The 20233-nt window shown below is 59.6% G+C and carries 13 protein-coding genes; 6 read left to right on the top strand and 7 right to left on the bottom strand.

Translation table 11 applies throughout. The annotated features are described in order from the left end of the window. Positions 1-582, top strand: a complete 582-nt coding sequence (locus CKW17_RS19290) for a PilZ domain-containing protein (protein WP_095121057.1) — start codon at positions 1-3, stop codon at positions 580-582. 14 nt (positions 583-596) lie between these two features. Then, positions 597-1319 carry a glycerophosphodiester phosphodiesterase gene (locus CKW17_RS19285; protein ID WP_095121056.1) on the top strand — a complete coding sequence of 241 codons (723 nt, stop codon included), beginning with the start codon at positions 597-599 and terminating at the stop codon, positions 1317-1319. Between the two features lie 42 nt (positions 1320-1361). On the opposite strand, the gene sthA is transcribed toward CKW17_RS19285, so the two are convergent. Beyond that, positions 1362-2756 (bottom strand): Si-specific NAD(P)(+) transhydrogenase, encoded by a 1395-nt coding sequence (gene sthA / locus CKW17_RS19280; RefSeq protein ID WP_038362239.1) that lies wholly within the window; start codon positions 2754-2756, stop codon positions 1362-1364. A 197-nt stretch (positions 2757-2953) separates the two neighbouring features. Continuing rightward, entirely contained in the window at positions 2954-3940 is a 987-nt protein-coding gene (locus tag CKW17_RS19275; protein ID WP_176470101.1) for an FAD:protein FMN transferase, read from the bottom strand. Between the two features lie 120 nt (positions 3941-4060). On the opposite strand from CKW17_RS19275, the gene CKW17_RS19270 reads away from it, so the two are divergent. Continuing rightward, positions 4061-5362: an MFS transporter gene (locus CKW17_RS19270; protein WP_095121054.1), complete on the top strand. Its 1302-nt coding sequence runs from the start codon at positions 4061-4063 to the stop codon at positions 5360-5362. Positions 5363-5532: 170 nt separating this feature from the next. On the opposite strand, the gene CKW17_RS19265 is transcribed toward CKW17_RS19270, so the two are convergent. Continuing rightward, complete coding sequence (locus tag CKW17_RS19265; protein WP_007910488.1) at positions 5533-6996, bottom strand: glyceraldehyde-3-phosphate dehydrogenase; 1464 nt, start codon at positions 6994-6996, stop codon at positions 5533-5535. A gap of 354 nt (positions 6997-7350) precedes the next feature. Between CKW17_RS19265 and mfd the strand changes: the two genes are divergently transcribed. The 3 genes from mfd to CKW17_RS19250 are packed head-to-tail and all read left to right on the top strand — an operon-like array spanning position 7351 to position 14079. Beyond that, the gene (mfd, locus tag CKW17_RS19260) at positions 7351-10800 is read left to right on the top strand and encodes a transcription-repair coupling factor (protein WP_095121053.1); all 3450 of its coding nucleotides are present in this window, start codon (positions 7351-7353) and stop codon (positions 10798-10800) included. A 10-nt stretch (positions 10801-10810) separates the two neighbouring features. After that, a complete protein-coding gene (locus tag CKW17_RS19255) occupies positions 10811-11377 on the top strand; it encodes a CsiV family protein (protein ID WP_095121052.1) in 567 nt (188 codons plus the stop codon). Positions 11378-11388: 11 nt separating this feature from the next. Then, positions 11389-14079, top strand: coding sequence for a DEAD/DEAH box helicase (locus tag CKW17_RS19250; protein ID WP_095121051.1), 2691 nt, complete (start codon positions 11389-11391; stop codon positions 14077-14079). 148 nt (positions 14080-14227) lie between these two features. On the opposite strand, the gene CKW17_RS19245 is transcribed toward CKW17_RS19250, so the two are convergent. The 4 genes from CKW17_RS19245 to CKW17_RS19230 form a co-directional block, all read right to left on the bottom strand. Continuing rightward, positions 14228-17521 (bottom strand): DEAD/DEAH box helicase, encoded by a 3294-nt coding sequence (locus CKW17_RS19245; RefSeq protein ID WP_095121050.1) that lies wholly within the window; start codon positions 17519-17521, stop codon positions 14228-14230. A gap of 9 nt (positions 17522-17530) precedes the next feature. Continuing rightward, a complete protein-coding gene (locus CKW17_RS19240) occupies positions 17531-18268 on the bottom strand; it encodes an S-methyl-5'-thioinosine phosphorylase (RefSeq protein WP_007910483.1) in 738 nt (245 codons plus the stop codon). A gap of 10 nt (positions 18269-18278) precedes the next feature. Next, a complete protein-coding gene (gene nagZ / locus CKW17_RS19235) occupies positions 18279-19289 on the bottom strand; it encodes a beta-N-acetylhexosaminidase (RefSeq protein ID WP_095121049.1) in 1011 nt (336 codons plus the stop codon). Between the two features lie 158 nt (positions 19290-19447). Beyond that, on the bottom strand, positions 19448-20155 hold the full coding sequence (locus CKW17_RS19230) for a TetR/AcrR family transcriptional regulator (protein ID WP_016986747.1): 708 nt from the start codon (positions 20153-20155) through the stop codon (positions 19448-19450). Between the last annotated feature and the right edge of the window lie 78 nt (positions 20156-20233).

Below are 20233 nucleotides of genomic sequence, written 5' to 3'. Positions count from 1 at the left end.
ATGTCGACATTAGATGAAGAAGATCGCCGCGAATACTACCGTATCGAGGACACGATCGCACTGGAAATTCGGCCCCTGCCCGCTCCCGAAGCCGCAGGCCAGGAAGTGTTGCAGGATGCTTCCCCACTGTTCAACCTGCTCAGCGAACTGCACCTGAGCGAATTCGAGTCGCAGCACCTGTTGCGCCAGATCAGCGAGCGCGACCGGGCCATCGCCGCGTTCCTGAAATCCCAGAACAAACGCATCGACCTACTCAGCCAGGTGGTCGCCCTGACCGTGCTCGGCCATATCGGCGAGCCGCAACCGGTGATCATCTCCGAAGGCGGGATCGACTTTCAGCACCCGACACCGATTGCCACCGGTGCACACCTGTCCGTGAAACTGGTGCTGATGCCACAAGCGCTGGGCCTGCTGCTGCGCGCACGCGTCACCCACTGCGACCGCAAGGGCGAAGGTTATGACGTCGGCACCGAGTTCGAACACTTGACCGATGCCCAGCGCCAATTGCTCGCCCGCTATATCTTGCAGAAGCAGGCACAGGAACGACGTCTGGCCCGCGAACAGAACGAATCTGGCATTTAACTTAAGGAAGCACCGTGACCCTCATCTACGGCCACCGCGGCGCCAAGGGCGAAGCACCGGAAAACACCCTGAGCAGTTTTCAGGAATGTCTCAAGCACGGCGTGCGCCGTTGCGAACTGGATCTGCACCTGTCCAAGGACGGCGAGTTGATGGTCATCCACGACCCGACCCTCAAGCGCACCACGGAACGGCGTGGCAAGGTCGTTGAGCACACCGCCGCCGAACTGGTCACTTACGACGCACGCAAGGGCGGCCCGGGCTGGATCAAGCCGTGCCCGATTCCGACCCTGGAAGAGTTGTTCGAGAAATGTGATTTTGATCACTGGCAGCTGGAAGTCAAAAGCGCTTCGCGTACTCGCGCGGCAACCACCGTGCTGGCGATTCGTGAAATGGCTCAGCGCCATGGCCTGCTCGACAAGGTGACGATCACCTCGAGTTCGCGGGAAGTGCTGAAAGCGGCGCTGGATCTGGTGCCGGATGTGTCACGGGGACTGGTCGCCGAATACGCCTGGCTCGACCCGCTAAAGGTCGCGGCCAGCTATGGCTGTGAGATTCTCGCGTTGAACTGGACGCTGTGTACGCCGGAACGCCTGCAGAAGGCGCAGCGTCAAGGGCTGCATGTGTCGGTGTGGACCGTCAACGAGCCTGCGCTGATGCGCAGACTCGCCGACTTCGGCGTTGACAGCCTGATTACAGACTTTCCCGGTTTGGCCACTGCCACCCTCGAGAATTGCTGAAATCGGTCTCCCCGGCCGGCTCAGGCCACCGGCCGGAGCCCGTCAAAAAAGCCGGTTGAGGCCGTCGTACGCTGCTACCCGATAGGCTTCAGCCATGGTCGGGTAGTTGAACGTCGTGTTGACGAAGTACTTCAGCGTGTTCAGTTCGCCCGGCTGGCTCATGATCGCCTGACCGATGTGGACGATCTCCGAAGCCTGGTAACCGAAGCAGTGAACGCCCAGCACTTCCAGGGTTTCACGGTGGAACAGGATCTTCAGCATGCCTTGCGGCTCGCCGGCGATCTGCGCACGCGCCATGCTCTTGAAGAACGCTTTGCCGACTTCGTACGGCACTTTGGCCTGGGTCAGTTCCTGCTCGTTCTTGCCGATCGAGCTGATCTCCGGAATGGTGTAGATGCCAGTCGGCACGTCATTCACAAAGCGCCAGCTACCGTTATCAACGATACTGCCAGCGGCCGAACGACCCTGGTCGTGGGCGGCACTGGCCAGGCTCGGCCAGCCGATCACGTCACCGGCGCCGTAGATGTTCGGCACGCAGGTACGGTAAGCCTCGTCGACTTCGATCTGGCCACGGCTGTTGACCTTGACGCCGATGTTTTCCAGACCCAGCGTGTCGGTGTTACCGGTACGGCCGTTGCACCAGAGCAAGGCGTCGGCCTTGATCTTCTTGCCGGACTTGAGGTGCAGGATCACACCGTTGTCGACGCCTTCAACGCGATCGTAATCTTCGTTGTGGCGCACGGTGATGTTGTTGTTGCTGAAGTGGTAGCTCAACGCCTGGGAGATTTCCGAGTCGAGGAAGCTCAGCAACTGACCACGGTTATCGACCAGTTCAACCAATACACCCAGACCGCTGAAGATCGACGCGTATTCGCAACCGATCACTCCAGCACCGTAAACGATCAGTTTGCGCGGGGTGTGGTTGAGGCTGAGGATGGTGTCGCTATCGTAGATACGCGGGTGGTGGAAATCGATGTCCGCCGGGCGATAAGGACGTGAACCGGTGGCGATGATGATGTGCTTGGCCACCAGTTTCTCGACCACGCCGTTGGCGCAGACCACTTCGATGGTTTGCTCGTCGGCGAAGCTGCCGGTGCCGAAGAACACGTCGACGCGGTTACGGGCGTAGTAACCGGTGCGCGAAGCGACTTGTTTGGAAATAACCTTCTCGGCGCTTTTCAACACGTCCGGGAAGGAGAACCAGCGTGGCTCGCCGATCGCCCGGAACATAGGATTGGTGTTGAACTGCATGATCTGCCGCACCGAGTGACGCAGTGCCTTGGACGGGATGGTGCCGAGGTGGGTGCAGTTGCCGCCGACCTGGCGACGGCTGTCGACCATCGCGACCTTGCGCCCTGCTTTGGCGGCGTTCATTGCCGCGCCTTCTCCCGCCGGGCCGGAACCCAGCACCACCACGTCGTAGTTGTAGACAGCCATGCGTACTCCTCAGAACAGGCCGCGATGCCAGCAGCACCGGCGGCTAAATCACGCCGAACGGCGGCGCGAAGGAACAATTGGGGGTCAATCAAGAACCCGGACACAGTCTATAGAAGCGTCAACGCCGCGCACATTAACCCTTGGTCGCGTCGTAGGCTACTTTTGCCTGCACTACAACGCCAGCTTTCGTATTGTTCTCAGTCAGTTTTCTTGCCACTGAGGCGTTCGAAAGCCGTGTTGGTGCGGACGACAAAACCTGTATCGGCACGAATCACAAAGAATGCACCAATGTCATGTTTTTCGGCATAGTCCCAAGCCCTTTCGGGGCCGAGAATCAGCAACAGCGTCGATAGTCCATCGGCCATCAACGCTGAAGGATGAATCACCGTGACTGACGCCAGGTCGTGTAGGACCGGTGCACCGTTGCGGGCATCGAAGGTGTGGGAATAACGCCGGCCGTCCTGCAGGAAATAGTTGCGGTAGTCGCCGGAGGTGGAAACGCCGTAGCCGTCGACATTGATGATGCGCTCGGCGACCTGCTGATCGTCGCGGGGTTCTTCCAGAGCGATGCGCCACGATGAGTCGTCAAGCTTTCGACCCTTTGCCTTTAACTCCCCCGTCGCTTCAGCGAGGTAGTCGTGGATGCCCATGGCATCGAGCCTTGCCGCGATGGTGTCGACGGCATAACCAGCGGCGATGCTGTTGAAATCGACTTCGACGGCGGCATCCTTGCACAACTGATCGCCATTGATCTGCAGATGCTGGTGACCGACCCGCTGCATCACCTCGGCCAGCGCAGCGGCATCAGGGACTTTCTCTTCACGACCTTGTGGGCCGAAGCCCCAGAGATTCATCAGTGGCTCGACGGTCAGGTCGTAGGAGCCTTCGCTTTGCGCTGAGAGTTGTTCGCCAGTTCGGACCAATTCGAGTACCGACGCAGGCATTTTCTGACAGCTGTTGGCGGGCAAAGCGTTGAAGCGCTCGATGTCCGAATCATCGCGATAGGTGGATAACTGCCGGTCGACTTCGCCAAGGATGCCCTCCACCTCACTGCGAACCTGCGTCGCTTCAGGCATGCCTGCGTGACGCAGGTACTTGATCGAATACGTGCTGCCCATGGTAGGCCCGCCGAAGCTTTCCATGGACTCGCCATTACCGCAGCCAGCCAATACGCCAGCCAGCATCACAAGCCAAAACAAGCGTCCAGTGAACAATTATTCATCTCTCCGTAAAACCGCGGCGGCCATTATGAATTAAAGGATCTGCAACATCTTTATACAAAATCCAATAGCGAGTACCTGAACATGTCCTCCACCACGGGCAAAGGCAAAGCGATCTTTCGCGTTGTCAGCGGCAACTTTCTCGAAATGTTCGACTTCATGGTCTATGGCTTTTACGCCACGGCCATCGCCAAAACCTTCTTCCCCACCGACAGTGCCTTCGCTTCGCTGATGCTTTCGCTGGCGACCTTTGGTGCCGGCTTCCTGATGCGTCCGCTGGGGGCGATTTTCCTCGGCGCCTACATCGACCGTCATGGTCGTCGTCAAGGACTGATCATCACCCTCGCGCTGATGGCTGCCGGTACGGTACTGATTGCCTGCGTGCCGGGCTATGCGACCCTAGGCGTCGCCGCGCCTCTGCTCGTCCTGTTTGGCCGTTTGCTGCAAGGCTTCTCGGCCGGCGTGGAGCTGGGCGGTGTGTCGGTGTATCTGGCAGAGATCGCGACACCGGGCCGCAAGGGTTTCTTTGTCAGTTGGCAGTCTGCCAGTCAGCAAGCGGCAGTGGTCTTCGCCGGGTTGCTCGGCGTCGGCCTCAACCATTGGCTGAGCCCGGAACAAATGGGTGATTGGGGCTGGCGCGTGCCGTTCCTGATCGGCTGCATGATTGTGCCGGTGATTTTCGTCATTCGCCGTTCACTGGAGGAAACGCCGGAGTTCCAGGCCAGGAAACATCGCCCTACCCTGCGGGAAATTGTCCGCTCGATCGGTCAGAACTTTGGCATCGTCATCGCAGGCATGGCACTGGTGGTAATGACCACGGTGTCGTTCTACCTCATCACCGCGTACACCCCGACCTTCGGCAAATCTGAACTGCATTTGTCGGACTTCGACGCATTGCTGGTGACGGTGTGCATCGGCCTGTCGAACTTCTTCTGGTTGCCGGTGATGGGCTCGGTGTCTGACAAGATCGGCCGAAAACCCTTACTGCTGGCAGCGACGATTCTGGCGATCCTGACCGCTTACCCTGCCCTGTCGTGGCTGGTGGCGAACCCGAGCTTCAGCCATTTGCTGATCGTCGAGCTGTGGTTGTCGTTCCTGTACGGCTCATACAACGGCGCGATGGTGGTGGCGCTGACCGAGATCATGCCGGTGGAAGTGCGTACGACCGGGTTCTCGCTGGCTTACAGCCTGGCAACAGCGACATTCGGCGGGTTTACCCCGGCGGCGTGCACTTATTTGATTCATGTGCTGGACAACAAGGCTGCGCCGGGGATCTGGCTCAGTGGTGCAGCGGTGCTGGGGTTGATTGCGACGCTGGTGTTGTTCCGGGGCAATAAGCATGAGTTACGCACGGCGCAAGCCGCCATACCCGGCGGCGCTCGTTAAATAGCTATCGCGAGCAGGCTCACTCCTACATTGGATCTGCGTCGTTCACAAATCCCCATGTAGGAGTGAGCCTGCTCGCGATGAGGCCTAGACTGGCATCAAAGATCCAACTGACACACAAACAAAAACGCCCCGACCTAGGTCGGGGCGTTTTCATCTGCAGCTATCGCTTAGCGCGGGAACGCTGGCGGGTTTACACCTGCCATGTCTTCCATCACGCGGATAACCTGGCAGCTGTAACCGAACTCGTTGTCGTACCAGACGTACAGCACAACGCGGTTGTCCTGAACGATGGTCGCTTCAGCATCGACTACACCGGCGTGGCGCGAGCCGACGAAGTCGGTCGAAACCACTTCCTGCGAATTGACGAAGTCGATTTGCTTGTGCAGATCGGAGTGCAGCGCCATGTAGCGCAGGTACTCGTTCATCTCTTCACGGGTGGCGGCTTTCTCAAGGTTGAGGTTGAGAATGGCCATCGACACGTTTGGCGTCGGAACACGGATCGCGTTACCGGTCAGCTTGCCGGCCAGCTCAGGCAGGGCCTTGGCAGCAGCGGTGGCAGCACCGGTTTCGGTGATAACCATGTTCAGCGCGGCGCTACGACCACGGCGATCGCCCTTGTGGAAGTTGTCGATCAGGTTCTGGTCGTTGGTGTACGAGTGAACGGTTTCGACGTGACCATTGATGATGCCGAACTTGTCATTCACAGCTTTCAGCACCGGCACGATGGCGTTGGTGGTGCAGGAAGCGGCGGACACGATCTTGTCGTCAGCGGTGATTTCACCGTGATTGATGCCGTGAACGATGTTCTTCAGCTTGCCCTTGCCAGGCGCGGTCAGAACAACGCGGTCGATACCCGGGCACTGCAAGTGCTGACCCAGGCCATCGGCGTCACGCCATACACCGGTGTTGTCCACCAGCAGCGCGTCTTTGATGCCGTACTGGGTGTAATCCACTTCAGTCGGGTTCTTCGCGTAGATCACCTGGATCAGGTTACCGTTGGCGGTGATGGTGTTGTTTTCTTCGTCGATGGTGATGGTGCCGTTGAACGAACCGTGTACCGAGTCGCGACGCAGCAGGCTGGCGCGTTTGGTCAGGTCGTTGTCGGCGCCTTTGCGCACGACGATGGCACGCAGACGCAGACCGTCGCCACCACCGGTTTTCTCGATCAGGATGCGCGCCAGCAGACGGCCGATACGACCGAAGCCGTAGAGCACAACGTCGGTGCCTTTACGTGCGGAAGCGTTTTGCTGGCCAACCACGTCAGCCATCTCTTCACGAACGAACTGCTCGGCGCTGCGGCCATTGCCTTCGTTGCGGAATTTGAACGCCAACTTGCCCAGATCTACCGAAGCCGCGCCGAGCTTGAGCTCGCTCATGGCTTTGAGCAGTGGGAATGTTTCGTGGACGGAGAGTTCGCTGTCGTCGGAAGAACGGTGGCGCGCAAAGCGGTGAGCTTTGAGAATCGCGATGACAGACTGGTTGATCAGGCTGCGGCCATAGATCGAGCTCACCACGTTGTTATTGCGGTAGAGCTGACCGATAAGCGGAATCATCGCTTCTGCGAGTGCTTCACGGTCGATCCATTCACCAAGACACTGGTCGGGCTTCTGAGTCACGGTAACCTTCCACATGTAGGGGCAGAAAAAAGGGGCTACATTATGCCGCCGACAACCTCCCGTAGCAATGCGCGCTTGTCGCGAAATCGGTAACAAAATTCCGTTCAAAAAAATTACGCCTCTCTCGAGCCCAGTAAAACCGGGGCTTTCAGCGCAGTCAATTTTTCGACGACTGTTAGACGATGTCTGTAACCCTCCGTAACACCACCCCGTTTCGGCACTACATAACCACAAAAAAACGGCTGGTTTTTATGGTTACCACTACATTTCGTCCAAACAGCGAAGATAGACGTAGTCTGCAACTGACAGGCGGCACCGGACGCCGCTACAATTACCGACTTTGTCGCAAAGCCTGGAGCTCAACCTTCCGTGCCCGTTCTGCGTCTACCGCTACTCCCTGCCGAGGCAGGTAAACAGCATTGGGGCAATCTGCCCGGTGCTGCCCTCAGCCTGGCGATTGCCGAGGCTGCCAGCGCTGCCAAGCGCTTCACCCTGCTACTGACCGCCGACAGCCAGAGCGCTGAACGACTGGAACAGGAGCTGAGTTTCTTCGCCCCGGATTTGCCCGTGCTGCATTTCCCCGACTGGGAAACCCTGCCCTACGACCTGTTCTCGCCGCACCAGGACATCATTTCCCAGCGCATCGCCAGCTTATACAGGCTGCCGGAACTGGCGCATGGCGTACTGGTGGTGCCGATCACCACAGCGTTGCACCGCTTGGCGCCGACCAAGTTCCTGCTCGGCAGCAGCCTGGTGCTGGATGTCGGGCAGAAGCTCGATGTTGAACAGATGCGCTCGCGGCTTGAAGCCAGCGGCTATCGCTACGTCGACACGGTGTACGAGCACGGCGAGTTCACCGTACGCGGTGCGCTGATCGACCTGTTCCCGATGGGCAGCAAACTGCCCTATCGCATCGACCTGTTCGATGACGAAATCGAAACCCTGCGCACCTTCGACCCGGAAAACCAGCGCTCCATCGACAAGGTCGATTCGGTCAAGCTGCTGCCGGCTCGTGAGTTCCCGCTGCAGAAAGACGCGGTCACCCGTTTCAAGGCACGCTTCCGCGAGCGTTTCGACGTCGACTTCCGTCGCTGCCCGATCTTTCAGGATCTGAGCAGCGGCATCACTCCGGCCGGTATCGAGTACTACCTGCCGCTGTTCTTCGACGAAACTTCGACGCTGTTCGATTACCTGCCGCAGGACACCCAGGTGTTCTCTCTGCCGGGCATCGAGCAAGCGGCGGAGAATTTCTGGAACGACGTGCGCAACCGTTACGAAGAGCGCCGCGTCGATCCATCGCGTCCTTTATTGCCACCCGCCGAATTGTTCCTGCCGGTGGAAGACTGCTTCGCGCGCCTGAAGAGCTGGCCGCGTGTGGTTACCAGTCAGCAAGACGTCGAAAGCGGCGCTGGTCGCGAACGCTTCCCGGCGCAAGCACTGCCGAATCTGGCGATTGAAGCCAAAGCCACGCAACCGCTGGCCGCGCTGGCCGGGTTCCTCGATGAATTCCCCGGACGCGTGCTGTTCACCGCCGAATCCGCCGGCCGTCGCGAAGTGCTGCTGGAGTTGCTTGAACGCCTGAAGCTGCGGCCGAAAACTGTCGACAGCTGGCCAGACTTCGTCGCGAGCAACTATCGCCTGGCGATCACCATTGCCCCGCTCGACGAAGGCCTGATGCTGGATGACCCGGCGCTGGCACTGGTCGCGGAAAGTCCGCTGTTCGGCCAGCGCGTGATGCAACGTCGTCGCCGCGAGAAACGCAGCGACGTCAGCAATGACGCAGTGATCAAGAACCTCACCGAACTGCGCGAAGGCGCGCCGGTGGTGCACATCGATCACGGTGTCGGCCGTTATCTGGGCCTGACGATTCTGGAAATCGACAATCAGGCTGCCGAATTCCTCACCCTCGAATACGCCGAGAACGCCAAGCTTTACGTGCCGGTGGCCAACCTGCATTTGATTGCGCGCTACACCGGCAGCGACGACGCCCTGGCCCCGCTGCACCGCCTCGGCTCCGAGGTTTGGCAGAAAGCCAAGCGCAAAGCCGCCGAACAGGTGCGCGATGTCGCCGCTGAACTGCTCGACATCTATGCCCGTCGCGCCGCTCGCGAAGGTTACGCATTCGCCGACCCGAAAGCCGATTACGCGACGTTCAGCGCCGGTTTCCCGTTCGAAGAAACCCCGGATCAGCAATCGACCATCGAAGCCGTGCGCGAAGACATGCTCGCGCCGAAACCGATGGATCGACTGGTCTGCGGTGACGTCGGTTTCGGCAAGACCGAAGTGGCCATGCGCGCAGCGTTCATCGCTGTGCATGGCGGTCGTCAAGTGGCGATTCTGGTACCGACCACCCTGCTCGCCCAGCAGCACTACAACAGCTTCCGCGATCGCTTCGCCGACTGGCCGGTGACCGTGGAGGTAATGAGCCGCTTCAAATCGGCCAAGGAAGTCAATGCGGCGATCGCCGATCTGGCGGAAGGCAAGATCGATATTGTCATCGGCACGCACAAGCTGCTGTCCGACGATGTAAAAATCAAAAATCTCGGGCTGGTGATCATCGACGAAGAACACCGCTTCGGTGTCCGTCAGAAAGAACAGCTCAAGGCCCTGCGCAGCGAAGTCGACATTCTTACGCTGACCGCCACACCGATTCCGCGCACGCTGAATATGGCGGTGTCGGGCATGCGCGACCTGTCGATCATCGCCACGCCGCCAGCGCGACGCTTGTCGGTGCGCACCTTCGTCATGGAGCAGAACAAGAGCACGGTCAAAGAGGCCCTGCTCCGCGAACTGCTGCGTGGCGGCCAGGTTTACTACCTGCACAACGATGTGAAAACCATCGAGAAGTGCGCTGCCGACCTCGCCGAGCTGGTGCCGGAAGCACGCATCGGCATCGGTCACGGACAGATGCGCGAGCGCGAACTCGAACAGGTGATGAGCGACTTCTATCACAAGCGTTTCAACGTGCTGATCGCCTCGACCATCATCGAGACCGGCATCGACGTGCCGAGCGCCAACACCATCATCATCGAGCGCGCCGACAAGTTCGGCCTGGCGCAACTGCACCAGTTGCGCGGTCGCGTTGGCCGTAGTCACCACCAGGCTTACGCCTACCTGCTGACGCCGCCGCGCCAGCAAATCACTTCCGATGCGGAAAAGCGTCTGGAAGCGATCGCCAATACTCAGGATCTCGGCGCCGGTTTCGTACTGGCGACCAACGACCTGGAAATCCGTGGTGCCGGCGAGTTGCTTGGCGATGGCCAGAGCGGGCAGATTCAAGCCGTCGGTTTCACGCTGTATATGGAAATGCTTGAGCGCGCGGTGAAATCGATCCGCAAGGGCGAGCAACCGAACCTCGATCAACCGCTGGGCGGTGGCCCGGAAGTCAACCTGCGGGTGCCGGCGCTGATTCCGGAAGACTACCTGCCAGACGTTCACGCTCGCCTGATTCTGTACAAGCGCATTGCTTCAGCCACCGATGAGGAAGGCTTGAAGGATCTGCAAGTCGAGATGATCGACCGTTTTGGTCTGCTGCCGGAGCCAACGAAGAATCTGGTGCGCATCACTGCATTGAAGTTGCAGGCCGAGCAACTGGGCATCAAAAAGGTCGATGGTGGCCCGCAAGGTGGGCGCATCGAGTTCGAAGCGCAGACGCCGGTCGATCCGATGACGCTGATCAAGCTGATCCAGAGCCAGCCAAAACGCTACAAATTCGAAGGCGCCACAATGTTCAAGTTCCAGGTGCCGATGGAACGCCCGGAAGAGCGCTTTAATACTGTAGAGGCGCTGTTTGAGCGCCTCCTCCCGAAATCTGTTTAAAGGACGCCGCATGCGCCTGTTTCGCTCGCTGACTTTGCTACTCACCCTGGTAGCACCCTCGGTTTTCGCCGATGACCTGTATCAGGTCGAAATGATTCTGGTGCGTCAGAACGCCGTGCCGGCCATCGTCAGCCGTGCCGCGCCGGAAGACTGGGCCGCTGGCGCTCAGCGCTTGGCCGATGACAGCCAGCGCACACCTGCGCTGAATGACGTCGTCACCAAGCTCACCGCCAGCGGCGACTACACAGTCTTGATGCACAAGGCCTGGCAGCAAACCCTCGGTGAGACGCCAGCCAAAGTCGCGGTCAGCGACGGCCAGGAGCAATTCGGTCAGTTCCCGATCGAGGGCACGCTGGAGATGAAGCTCGGGCGCTTCACCGATGTGAACGCCGACTTCTGGGTCAATCAGATCGACGCCAATGGCCTGGTCACCGCCAGTGAGCGCCTGAAGCAGGACAGCCACACCAAGAATGGCCAACTCAACTATCTCGACAACGGCCATCTGGCCCTGCTGATCAAGATCACTTCCCTGACCGCGCCTGCGCCTCGGGAAGCGCCTGAAGCGATTCCGGACTGATCGAAGTCCTTATGAACCCGCCGCTGAGTAAACCGTTGGCGCCCTCCTGGGTCAGCCGATTCAAGGAACAGAGCCTGGAGCGTGGCCGCCGTTACGCCCTGGAAAACCGGGTACGCATCGCCCAGGTCGGCGATGCGACCATCACCGCCAGTTGCGAAGGCTCTGGCGGTAACGTGTACCGTCAGACGATTCATCTTCGCGATTCAGTCAAAGGCACTTTGCTGCTGGTCGATGCCGGCTGCACCTGCCCGGTGCGCACCAACTGCAAACACTGCGCGGCGGTGTTGCTGAAAGTACAGGAAACCCTCGATTACCCCGCCGCTGCAAAAGACGCCGAACTCTTGGAAAAGCTCCAGGCCGTGCTGGAAAACCGCAGCCCGAAAGCGCCGCCGCAAGTGCTGGTCGACAATGTGCAGCCGATGCCGCGCCTGTGGCTGGCCAGCGTCGAGTTCAGCGCTTTCGAACCTCGCAACGGCAAGATGCAGCGCTACATCCAGCATCGTGCGGCGCTGTCGTTCAGCTATCTCGACGAATACGTCAGCGGGCAGAAGAACAGCGACATCCTGATTCGTCAGGAAACCCAGACGCTGCGGATAAAACGTCACCCGGAAGTCGAACAGTCCTACCGCGAACAGTTAAGAATCCTCGGCTTTCGCATCGCCACGCGACAGAGCAAAGCGCTGCCGGAAAGTGCCGGCGAGCTCTACGAGATGGTCAATGACAGCGCCTGGCTGACTTTCACCCTCAACGAACTGCCGAAGCTGCGCAGCCAAGGTTGGGAGCTGCAGATCGATGAGGAGTTCGGCTTCGACCTGACCGCCGTGGATGACTGGTACGCCACCGTAGAACAGGTGCCGGAGCGCGACTGGTTTGATCTGGAACTGGGGATCATCGTCAACGGTGAGCGCCTGAGCCTGTTGCCTATCCTGCTCAATCTGATGCGTTCGCACGCGGAAATCCTCAACCCGGAACGCCTCGCCCGTCGCCGCGACGATGAACTGATTCTGGTCAATATCCCGCAACGCACCAGCGACCATGGGCCGTTGCAAGTGGCTTTGCCGTTGGGCCGGTTGAAGCCGGTACTGATGACGCTCGGCGAGTTTTATTTGCAGGAGCCGGGCGAAACCACCCTGCGCCTGAGCAAGGCCGACGCCACGCGCCTCAACTCTCTGGAAGGCCTGCCGCTGCTATGGGAGGGTGGCGAGCAGATCCGCACGCTCGCTCAACGCCTGCGCGACATTCGTGATTTCAGTGCAGAAGCCCCAGAGAGCTTGAATGCGACGCTGCGCCCTTATCAGCTCGAAGGCTTGAGCTGGATGCAATCGCTGCGGCAACTGGAAGTCGGCGGGATTCTTGCGGACGACATGGGTTTGGGCAAAACCCTACAGACTCTGGCGCATATTCTCAGTGAGAAAATCGCCGGTCGCCTCGATCGCCCGTGCATGGTGGTGATGCCGACCAGCCTGATTCCGAACTGGCTCGATGAGGCGGCGCACTTCACGCCGCAACTGAAAGTGGTCGCGCTGTACGGCGCCACTCGCAAAAAGCACTTCGACAATCTGGCGGATTACGACCTGATCCTCACCACTTACGCACTACTGCCCAAAGACGTCGAACGTCTGGCCAGGCAGCCGCTGCATGTGTTGGTGCTGGATGAGGCGCAGTACATCAAGAATCCGAACAGCAAAGCCGCTCAAGCCGCACGCGAGCTCAATGCACGCCAGCGCCTGTGCCTCAGCGGTACGCCGCTGGAAAACCACTTGGGTGAGTTGTGGTCACTGTTCCATTTCCTGCTGCCGGGCTGGCTCGGCGACGTGAAAAGCTTCAATGCCGATTACCGTGTGCCGATTGAAAAGCGTGGCAGTGAAGTCAGACTTCAGCACTTGAACGGTAGGATAAAACCGTTTCTGCTGCGCCGGACCAAAGAACAGGTTGCCACCGAGTTGCCGCCTAAAACAGAGATCATCCATTGGGTCGATCTCAACGAAGCGCAGCGCGATGTGTATGAAACCATGCGCCTGGCGATGGACAAGAAAGTCCGCGACGAGATCACCCGTAAAGGCGTGGCGCGCAGTCAGATCATCATTCTTGAGGCGCTGCTCAAGCTGCGTCAGGTTTGCTGCGATCTGCGTCTGGTCAACGACGCCACCCTGCCCGCTCGCGGCAGCACCTCGGGCAAGCTCGACAGCCTGATGGAAATGCTTGAGGAGTTGTTTGAGGAAGGTCGGCGGATTCTGTTGTTTTCGCAGTTCACCTCGATGCTGTCCTTGATCGAAGACGAGCTGAAAAAACGTAATGTCGCTTACGCGCTGCTGACCGGCCAAACCCGAGATCGACGTACGCCGGTGAAGGAATTCCAGAGCGGCAAGCGTCAGATCTTTCTCATCAGCCTGAAGGCTGGTGGCGTGGGCTTGAACCTGACGGAAGCGGATACGGTGATTCACTACGACCCGTGGTGGAACCCGGCGACCGAGAATCAGGCGACGGATCGGGCGTATCGGATTGGTCAGGAGAAACCGGTGTTCGTTTACAAGATGATTGCCCGGGGCACGGTGGAAGAGAAGATTCAGCACCTGCAAAAGGAAAAATCCGACTTGGCGGCAGGCGTGCTGGATGGGCGCAAGGCCGGGGACTGGAAGTTGCAGAGTGATGATATCGAAGCGTTGTTTGCGCCGTTGCCGGATAAGCTCGATAAGCGTTGAGATATTTGTCGCCTGTTAGATAGCCATCGCTGGCAAGCCAGCTCCCACAGGTATCGAGTTGGAACACAGTTTTGTGTACGACTCACAACCCTGTGGGAGCTGGCTTGCCAGCGATGGGGCCATCAGATATTGCTCTATTACTTAGGGCTCAGCCCTTGGCAACAGGCAACGGCGCAAACAGCGCCTCAATGTCACCCTGCTCCAGTTTCCAGCCACCCGTCGTCCCGCCCTCAAGCACCGCCCCGGCCAACGCTGCTTTCTCCTGCTGCAGCGCCTGTATTTTTTCCTCTACTGTGCCGCGAGCGATCAGCTTGTAAACGAATACCGGGTTGTTTTGCCCGATTCGATACGCACGATCGGTGGCCTGATTCTCCACCGCCGGGTTCCACCAAGGGTCGAAGTGGATCACCGTGTCTGCGGCGGTCAGATTCAAACCGGTGCCCCCGGCCTTCAGACTGATCAGAAACAGCGGCACCTTGCCGCCCTGAAAGTCCTTCACCGGCGTGCGTCGATCCGTGGTATCACCGGTCAGCAGCGAATAGGCAATGTCCCGTTGCTGCAGCTCTTGCTCGATCAACGCGAGCATCGAGGTGAACTGCGAGAACAGCAGGATCCTGCGACCTTCGCCGAGCAACTCTTCGAGCATCTCCATCAGGCTGACCAGCTTGCCACTGCCGGAGCGCAGCGCCTTCGCCGTCAGCGGCATCTTGATCAGACGCAAATCGCAACAGACCTGCCGCAGCTTGAGCAAGGCATCAAGAATGATGATCTGACTGCGCGCCACGCCACTGCGGGCAATTTCGTCGCGGACTTTTTTGTCCATCGCCACGCGAACCGTTTCATAGACATCGCGCTGGCCGTCGCTGAGATCGACCCAATGGACAATTTCGGTTTTCGGCGGCAACTCGGTGGCGACCTGATCCTTTTTGCGGCGCAGCAAAAACGGCTTGATGCGCGCTGTCAGGTGCTGCATACGCTGAACATTGCCGTGCTTTTCGATTGGCGTGCGGTAATCGCGATTGAAGGACTTGCTGTCGCCAAGCCAACCGGGCATGAGGAAATGAAACTGCGACCACAGCTCGCCCAAGTGGTTTTCCAATGGCGTGCCGCTCAGGCACAAGCGCTGGCGGGCCTGCAAGTCGCGCGCGGCTTGTGCGGCTTTGCTGAGCGGGTTCTTGATGTTCTGCGCTTCATCGAGAATCAGCACGCTCCACGACTGCGGCTGCAAGGTCTCCAGATCCCTCGGCAGCAACGCGTATGTGGTCAGCACCAGATCGTAATCAGCCAGATCAGCAAAATCCTTTTGCCGCCCAGAGCCGTGCAGCGCCAGTACTTTCAGCTGGGGTGTGAAACGCTCGGCCTCGTCGAGCCAGTTGGGAATCAGGCTGGTCGGCATCACCGCCAGCGCCGGGCAATCAAGGCGACCGGCGTGTTTTTCCGTGAGCAGATGCGCCAGGGTTTGCAGCGTTTTGCCCAGCCCCATGTCATCGCCGAGAATGCCGCCGACCTCAAGCTCGCGCAGGGTCTGCATCCAGTTCAGACCTTCGAGCTGATACGGGCGCAGTTGCGCGTTAAGGCCGGCCGGTGCAGCGACGTGGGTGTGACTGGAATTCTGCAAGCGCTTGGCGAAGGTGCGCAGCCGCTCGCCTCCCTGCCAATCCAGCGGTACGCCATCGAGCATACTCAAGCGCGCGGCATCCGGGACACTCAAGCGCAGTGCATCGCCCTGATGACCGCCCAGGTACAACTCGCCCAGCGTGGCCATCAGCGGTTTGACCCGACTCAGCGGCAGCGCGACCTTGGCGCCTGAAGGGTCGCCAAAACCGCTGGGTTTCAGTTCGATCAGGAGTTTTTCGTCATCGCTGCGTTGTGCCAGATTGACCGGGTCAAGCAAGCGCGGCTGGGTGCGCAACAAGTGCAGAAGGATCGGCAGCAAACTGTAGCGCTGGCCATTGACGACGATACCCAACTGCAAGTCAAACCACTGATGCCCGGCCTCTTCTTCGACCTCGGCGTACCAATGCTCAACCGGTTGCACATTGAAATGAAAGCCGGGACTCATCTCCACTTCCCAGTTCGAGGCGCGCAACGTGGCAAGCCCTTCGTGCATAAACCCGAGCCAGGCGGAATCATCCGGCAACGTGAACATCTCGCCGGGACGATCCAGCGAGCTCTTGCGCGTGGCTTTCTTGAAGCCGAGCCTTTGCAGGATCTGGCGCAGTTTCTTTTCCACCGCAGGCTGGCGTTGAATGCGCTGGGTTTCGGTACCGTTGAGGATCATCACTTCCGGGTTGCGATCCACCGTCGGCTGGCCGTTGTAGGTAAACACCAGTGCGGCGCGGTGCTCCAGAACGTATTCCCAGCGCGAGCGCTCCCGACCGCTGACGAGAGTCAGTTGTGGCTGCGGTAGTACGTCGTCGATGATTCGTTCGGTCAGTTGGTGCGGCGGCGGGATTCTCGTCGCGGCGCTCATGCGATGGCTGAACTGCATGGCCTGATGCGCCGGAATGTCCGGCGCCAGCGTCAAATGGCTGGCCAGTTTTTCTTCCAGTTCATTGAACAGAGGGCCAATCTGCCGCTGTTCACGATCCAGGTAATAAAGCGGCTCCAGCGCCAGCACGGTTTCCTGCGCAGCCTCGGCACTGCTCCACTGCGCGCGGAACCCGCCGTCAGCCTGCTCGGCCCAAGCGAACTGGCCGATGCGCTTCGCGCCCGGCACCAACGGTCGAAGATCCTCGAAATCGAGGAACAGCCGCGAGGTGCGCAGGAGCATTTCCAGCAGTTCGGCGCCGCTGCTGCCTTCCAGCGGATAGCCGCTGTAATAGGCGTGGTGAGAGTGCATGGCAACCAGCAGCCTGGCAACGCGCAGATCCAGCTCGGACAGGTAGCCGGGCTGACGCATGAGCATTTCCGCTAGCGAATACATCGGTTTGACTTCGCGTAACTCGCCGCTCTTGAGCTGGGAAACCTTGAAAATATCGAGCAGCCACTTGCCCCTCACAGGCGTTGGCTTGAGCTTGTAAAACAGGCGCGTGCCTGCGGTTTGCGCGCCTTCTTCGGCAGGCTTGGCCGGAACGGGGATGGTCGAAAGCCAATGTTCCAGCGCCCGACCCAACGGGATCTGTGCGTCACTTTCAGACGCTTCATGATCACTGCCCTGCAGGTGATAGAGCACCGCAGCGCAGTGTTTGCAGTCGATTGAGACAGGACAGGTGCACAGGCAACGCAAGTTGACAGAACCCAGCCGATCTTCGGACAGGTAAATGGTTTGTTCATACGCCTGATTTTCCGAACCGACGCAGAACGCCTCGATCTTTCTGTCATCGATCTCGATGATCTCTACCCGGTCATCGGCTGCATAAGCGCGAGCCTTGGCCAGCGCCTTGCTACTGAATGCCTGAGTCCAGGCCAACGACTTGAGCCGTTCGATGAGAATGCTCATGGGCAGTCCTTAGCCGGCCAACACCCGCGCCAATGCCGACTTCACCTTGCCCATGCCGTCATGCAACGCCTGCTCGATCTCGGCCATGGTGATCACTTCGGTGGTCTTGCCCGCTGCCGGGTTCACCACCAGTGCCAGACAGGCGTAATCCAGATCCAGCTCGCGGGCCAGTGCCGCTTCCGGCATGCCGGTCATGCCGACGATGTCGCAGCCATCGCGCTCAAGACGCACGATCTCCGCCACGGTTTCCAGACGCGGGCCCTGAGTGCAGGCATACACACCTTGATCGCTGTACTCGCAACCTTCGGCGGCCACGGCGGCGATCAATTGCTGACGCAACGGTTCGCTGTAGGGGAAGCTGAAGTCGATATGGGTGACGTGCTCCAGATCATCGGCAAAAAAGGTGTGCTCGCGGCCGCTGGTGTAGTCGACGATCTGGTGCGGCACGCAGAAATGACCGGTGCCCATGGCCGAATGGATCCCGCCCACGGCGTTCACCGCGATGATTGCCTCGGCACCCGCCTGCTTCAGCGCCCACAGATTGGCGCGGTAGTTGACCTTGTGCGGCGGGAAGCGATGCGGGTGGCCATGACGTGCAAGGAACAACACTTCCTTGCCAGCGTACTCGCCAATCTGCACGTCGGCCGATGGCGCGCCGTAGGGCGTGTCTACCGCCAGCGATTGGCGAATGGTCAGGCCTTCGAGTTGGGTCAGGCCGGTGCCACCGATGATTGCGTAAACCGTCATAGCAAAATCCTTAATCGATCAATTGAGCGTCTTTGAGCGCGCCGATGGCGGTGAGCCAGCGCGGATCCTGCCGGTAATCAGTACTGGCGAATGCCTGGCCGCGCATACGGGCGATGCGCTCGGAAGGCTTGACCTTCATGCGTTGTGCGGCGCTCAGGGCCAGTTCGGCAGCGGCGCGGTCGTTGCACACCAGGCCCATGTCGCAACCGGCAGTCAAAGCGGCTTCAATACGGCTAGCGGCATCGCCAACCACGTGGGCGCCGGCCATCGACAGGTCGTCGCTGAAGATCACGCCGTCGAACTGCAATTCACCCCGCAGAATGTCCTGCAACCAGCGGCGGGAGAAGCCGGCAGGCTGCGAATCGACTTGTGGATAGATAACGTGCGCCGGCATGATCGCGGCCAATTGTTTGCTGAGTTTGGCGAAGGGTACGAGATCGTTGGCGCGGATCTCGTCGAGGCTGCGTTCGTCGTTTGGAATCGCGACATGAGAGTCGGCTTCGGCCCAGCCGTGGCCAGGGAAATGCTTACCGGTGGCAGCCATGCCCGCGCTGTTCATACCGCGAATGAATGCACCGGCGAGCAGTGCCGCACGCTCGGGATCACCTTCGAACGAACGGGTGCCAACGACTGCACTGCGTTGATAATCCAGATCGAGCACCGGGGCGAAGCTCAGGTCGAGCCCGACCGCCAGCACTTCGGTGGCCATGATCCAGCCGCATTGCTCGGCGAGGTATTCAGCATTCGGGTTGTCGGCGATGGCGCGCATGGCCGGCAGACGCACAAAACCCTGACGCAGACGCTGCACGCGACCGCCCTCCTGATCCACCGCCAGCAGCAGATCCGGACGAACTGCCCGAATCGACGCACTGAGTTCACGCACCTGGCGCGGATGCTCGATGTTGCGCGCGAAAATGATCAGGCCGCCCACTTCGGGCTGACGCAATAATTGGCGATCTTCAGCCGTCAGCCAGGTACCGGCGACGTCCACCATCAACGAGCCTTGCAGGCCAGCAGTCATAGAAATTCCTTGAAAACGAAAAACCCGACCCGCAGCAAATCGCTACCGTGAGCCATGCTCGGCAGGTCGGCAATTTCTATGAAGATCGGGTTCAGAACGAAAGTCGGCATGGGCGGCTAGCTTAGCGGATACAAGCTGCCGCGCCCACCCGTGTGCGGTTAAACCTTGGCGGCGACCGGCGTTGACTTGCTGCGCGGACGCAGTTGCGCGGTGGCCATGGCTGTATCAGTGACGCCGGTTTCAGCGCGCATACCCGCGGCGAGGAACGGCACCATCAGACGCATCACTTGTTCGATGGAGGTATTGACGCCGAAATCGGTCTCGGCGATTGCGCGCAAAGCCTTGATGCCGGACATGCTGAACGCGGCGGCGCCGAGCATGAAGTGCACGCGCCAGAACAGCTCGATCGGCGGAATTCGTGGTGCGGCTTCGTTGACCAGCAACATGTAGCGACGGAATACCTTGCCGTACATGTCTTCCAGGTAGCGGCGCAAATGGCCTTGGCTCTGGCTGAACGCGAGACCGAGCAAACGCATGAAGATCGACAGGTCGTTGCCGCTGCGTGGCTGAACCACGAGAGCCTGTTCGACAAGGATTTCCAGCAGCTCTTCGAGAGTTGGCTTGTTTTCAGGCTTGGCCTGACGCCGCTCCAGCTCTTTATCGAGACTGATGCAGAACGGGCCGAGAAAGCGCGAAAAAACCGCTTGGATCAGCGCTTTTTTCGAGCCGAAATGATAGTTCACCGCTGCCAGGTTGACGCCAGCCTTGCTGGTAATCAAACGCAATGAGGTTTCAGCGAAACCTTTCTCCGCGAACAACTGCTCGGCAGCATCAAGAATGCGTTCAACGGTTTCCGACTGGGCCATGGCTACTCCGCCTGACAAACACTTGTTTGAAACATACGTTTCAGCCTGTGCCTTGTCAAGCCTGCCAGTTCGTTTTGG

Origin of the sequence: Pseudomonas sp. Irchel s3f10, from assembly GCF_900187515.1 — a bacterium.
Taxonomy (GTDB): domain Bacteria; phylum Pseudomonadota; class Gammaproteobacteria; order Pseudomonadales; family Pseudomonadaceae; genus Aquipseudomonas; species Aquipseudomonas tensinigenes.
The sequence above is the reverse complement of the archived record's forward strand: the minus strand, read 5'-3'. Positions and strand labels throughout refer to the sequence as shown.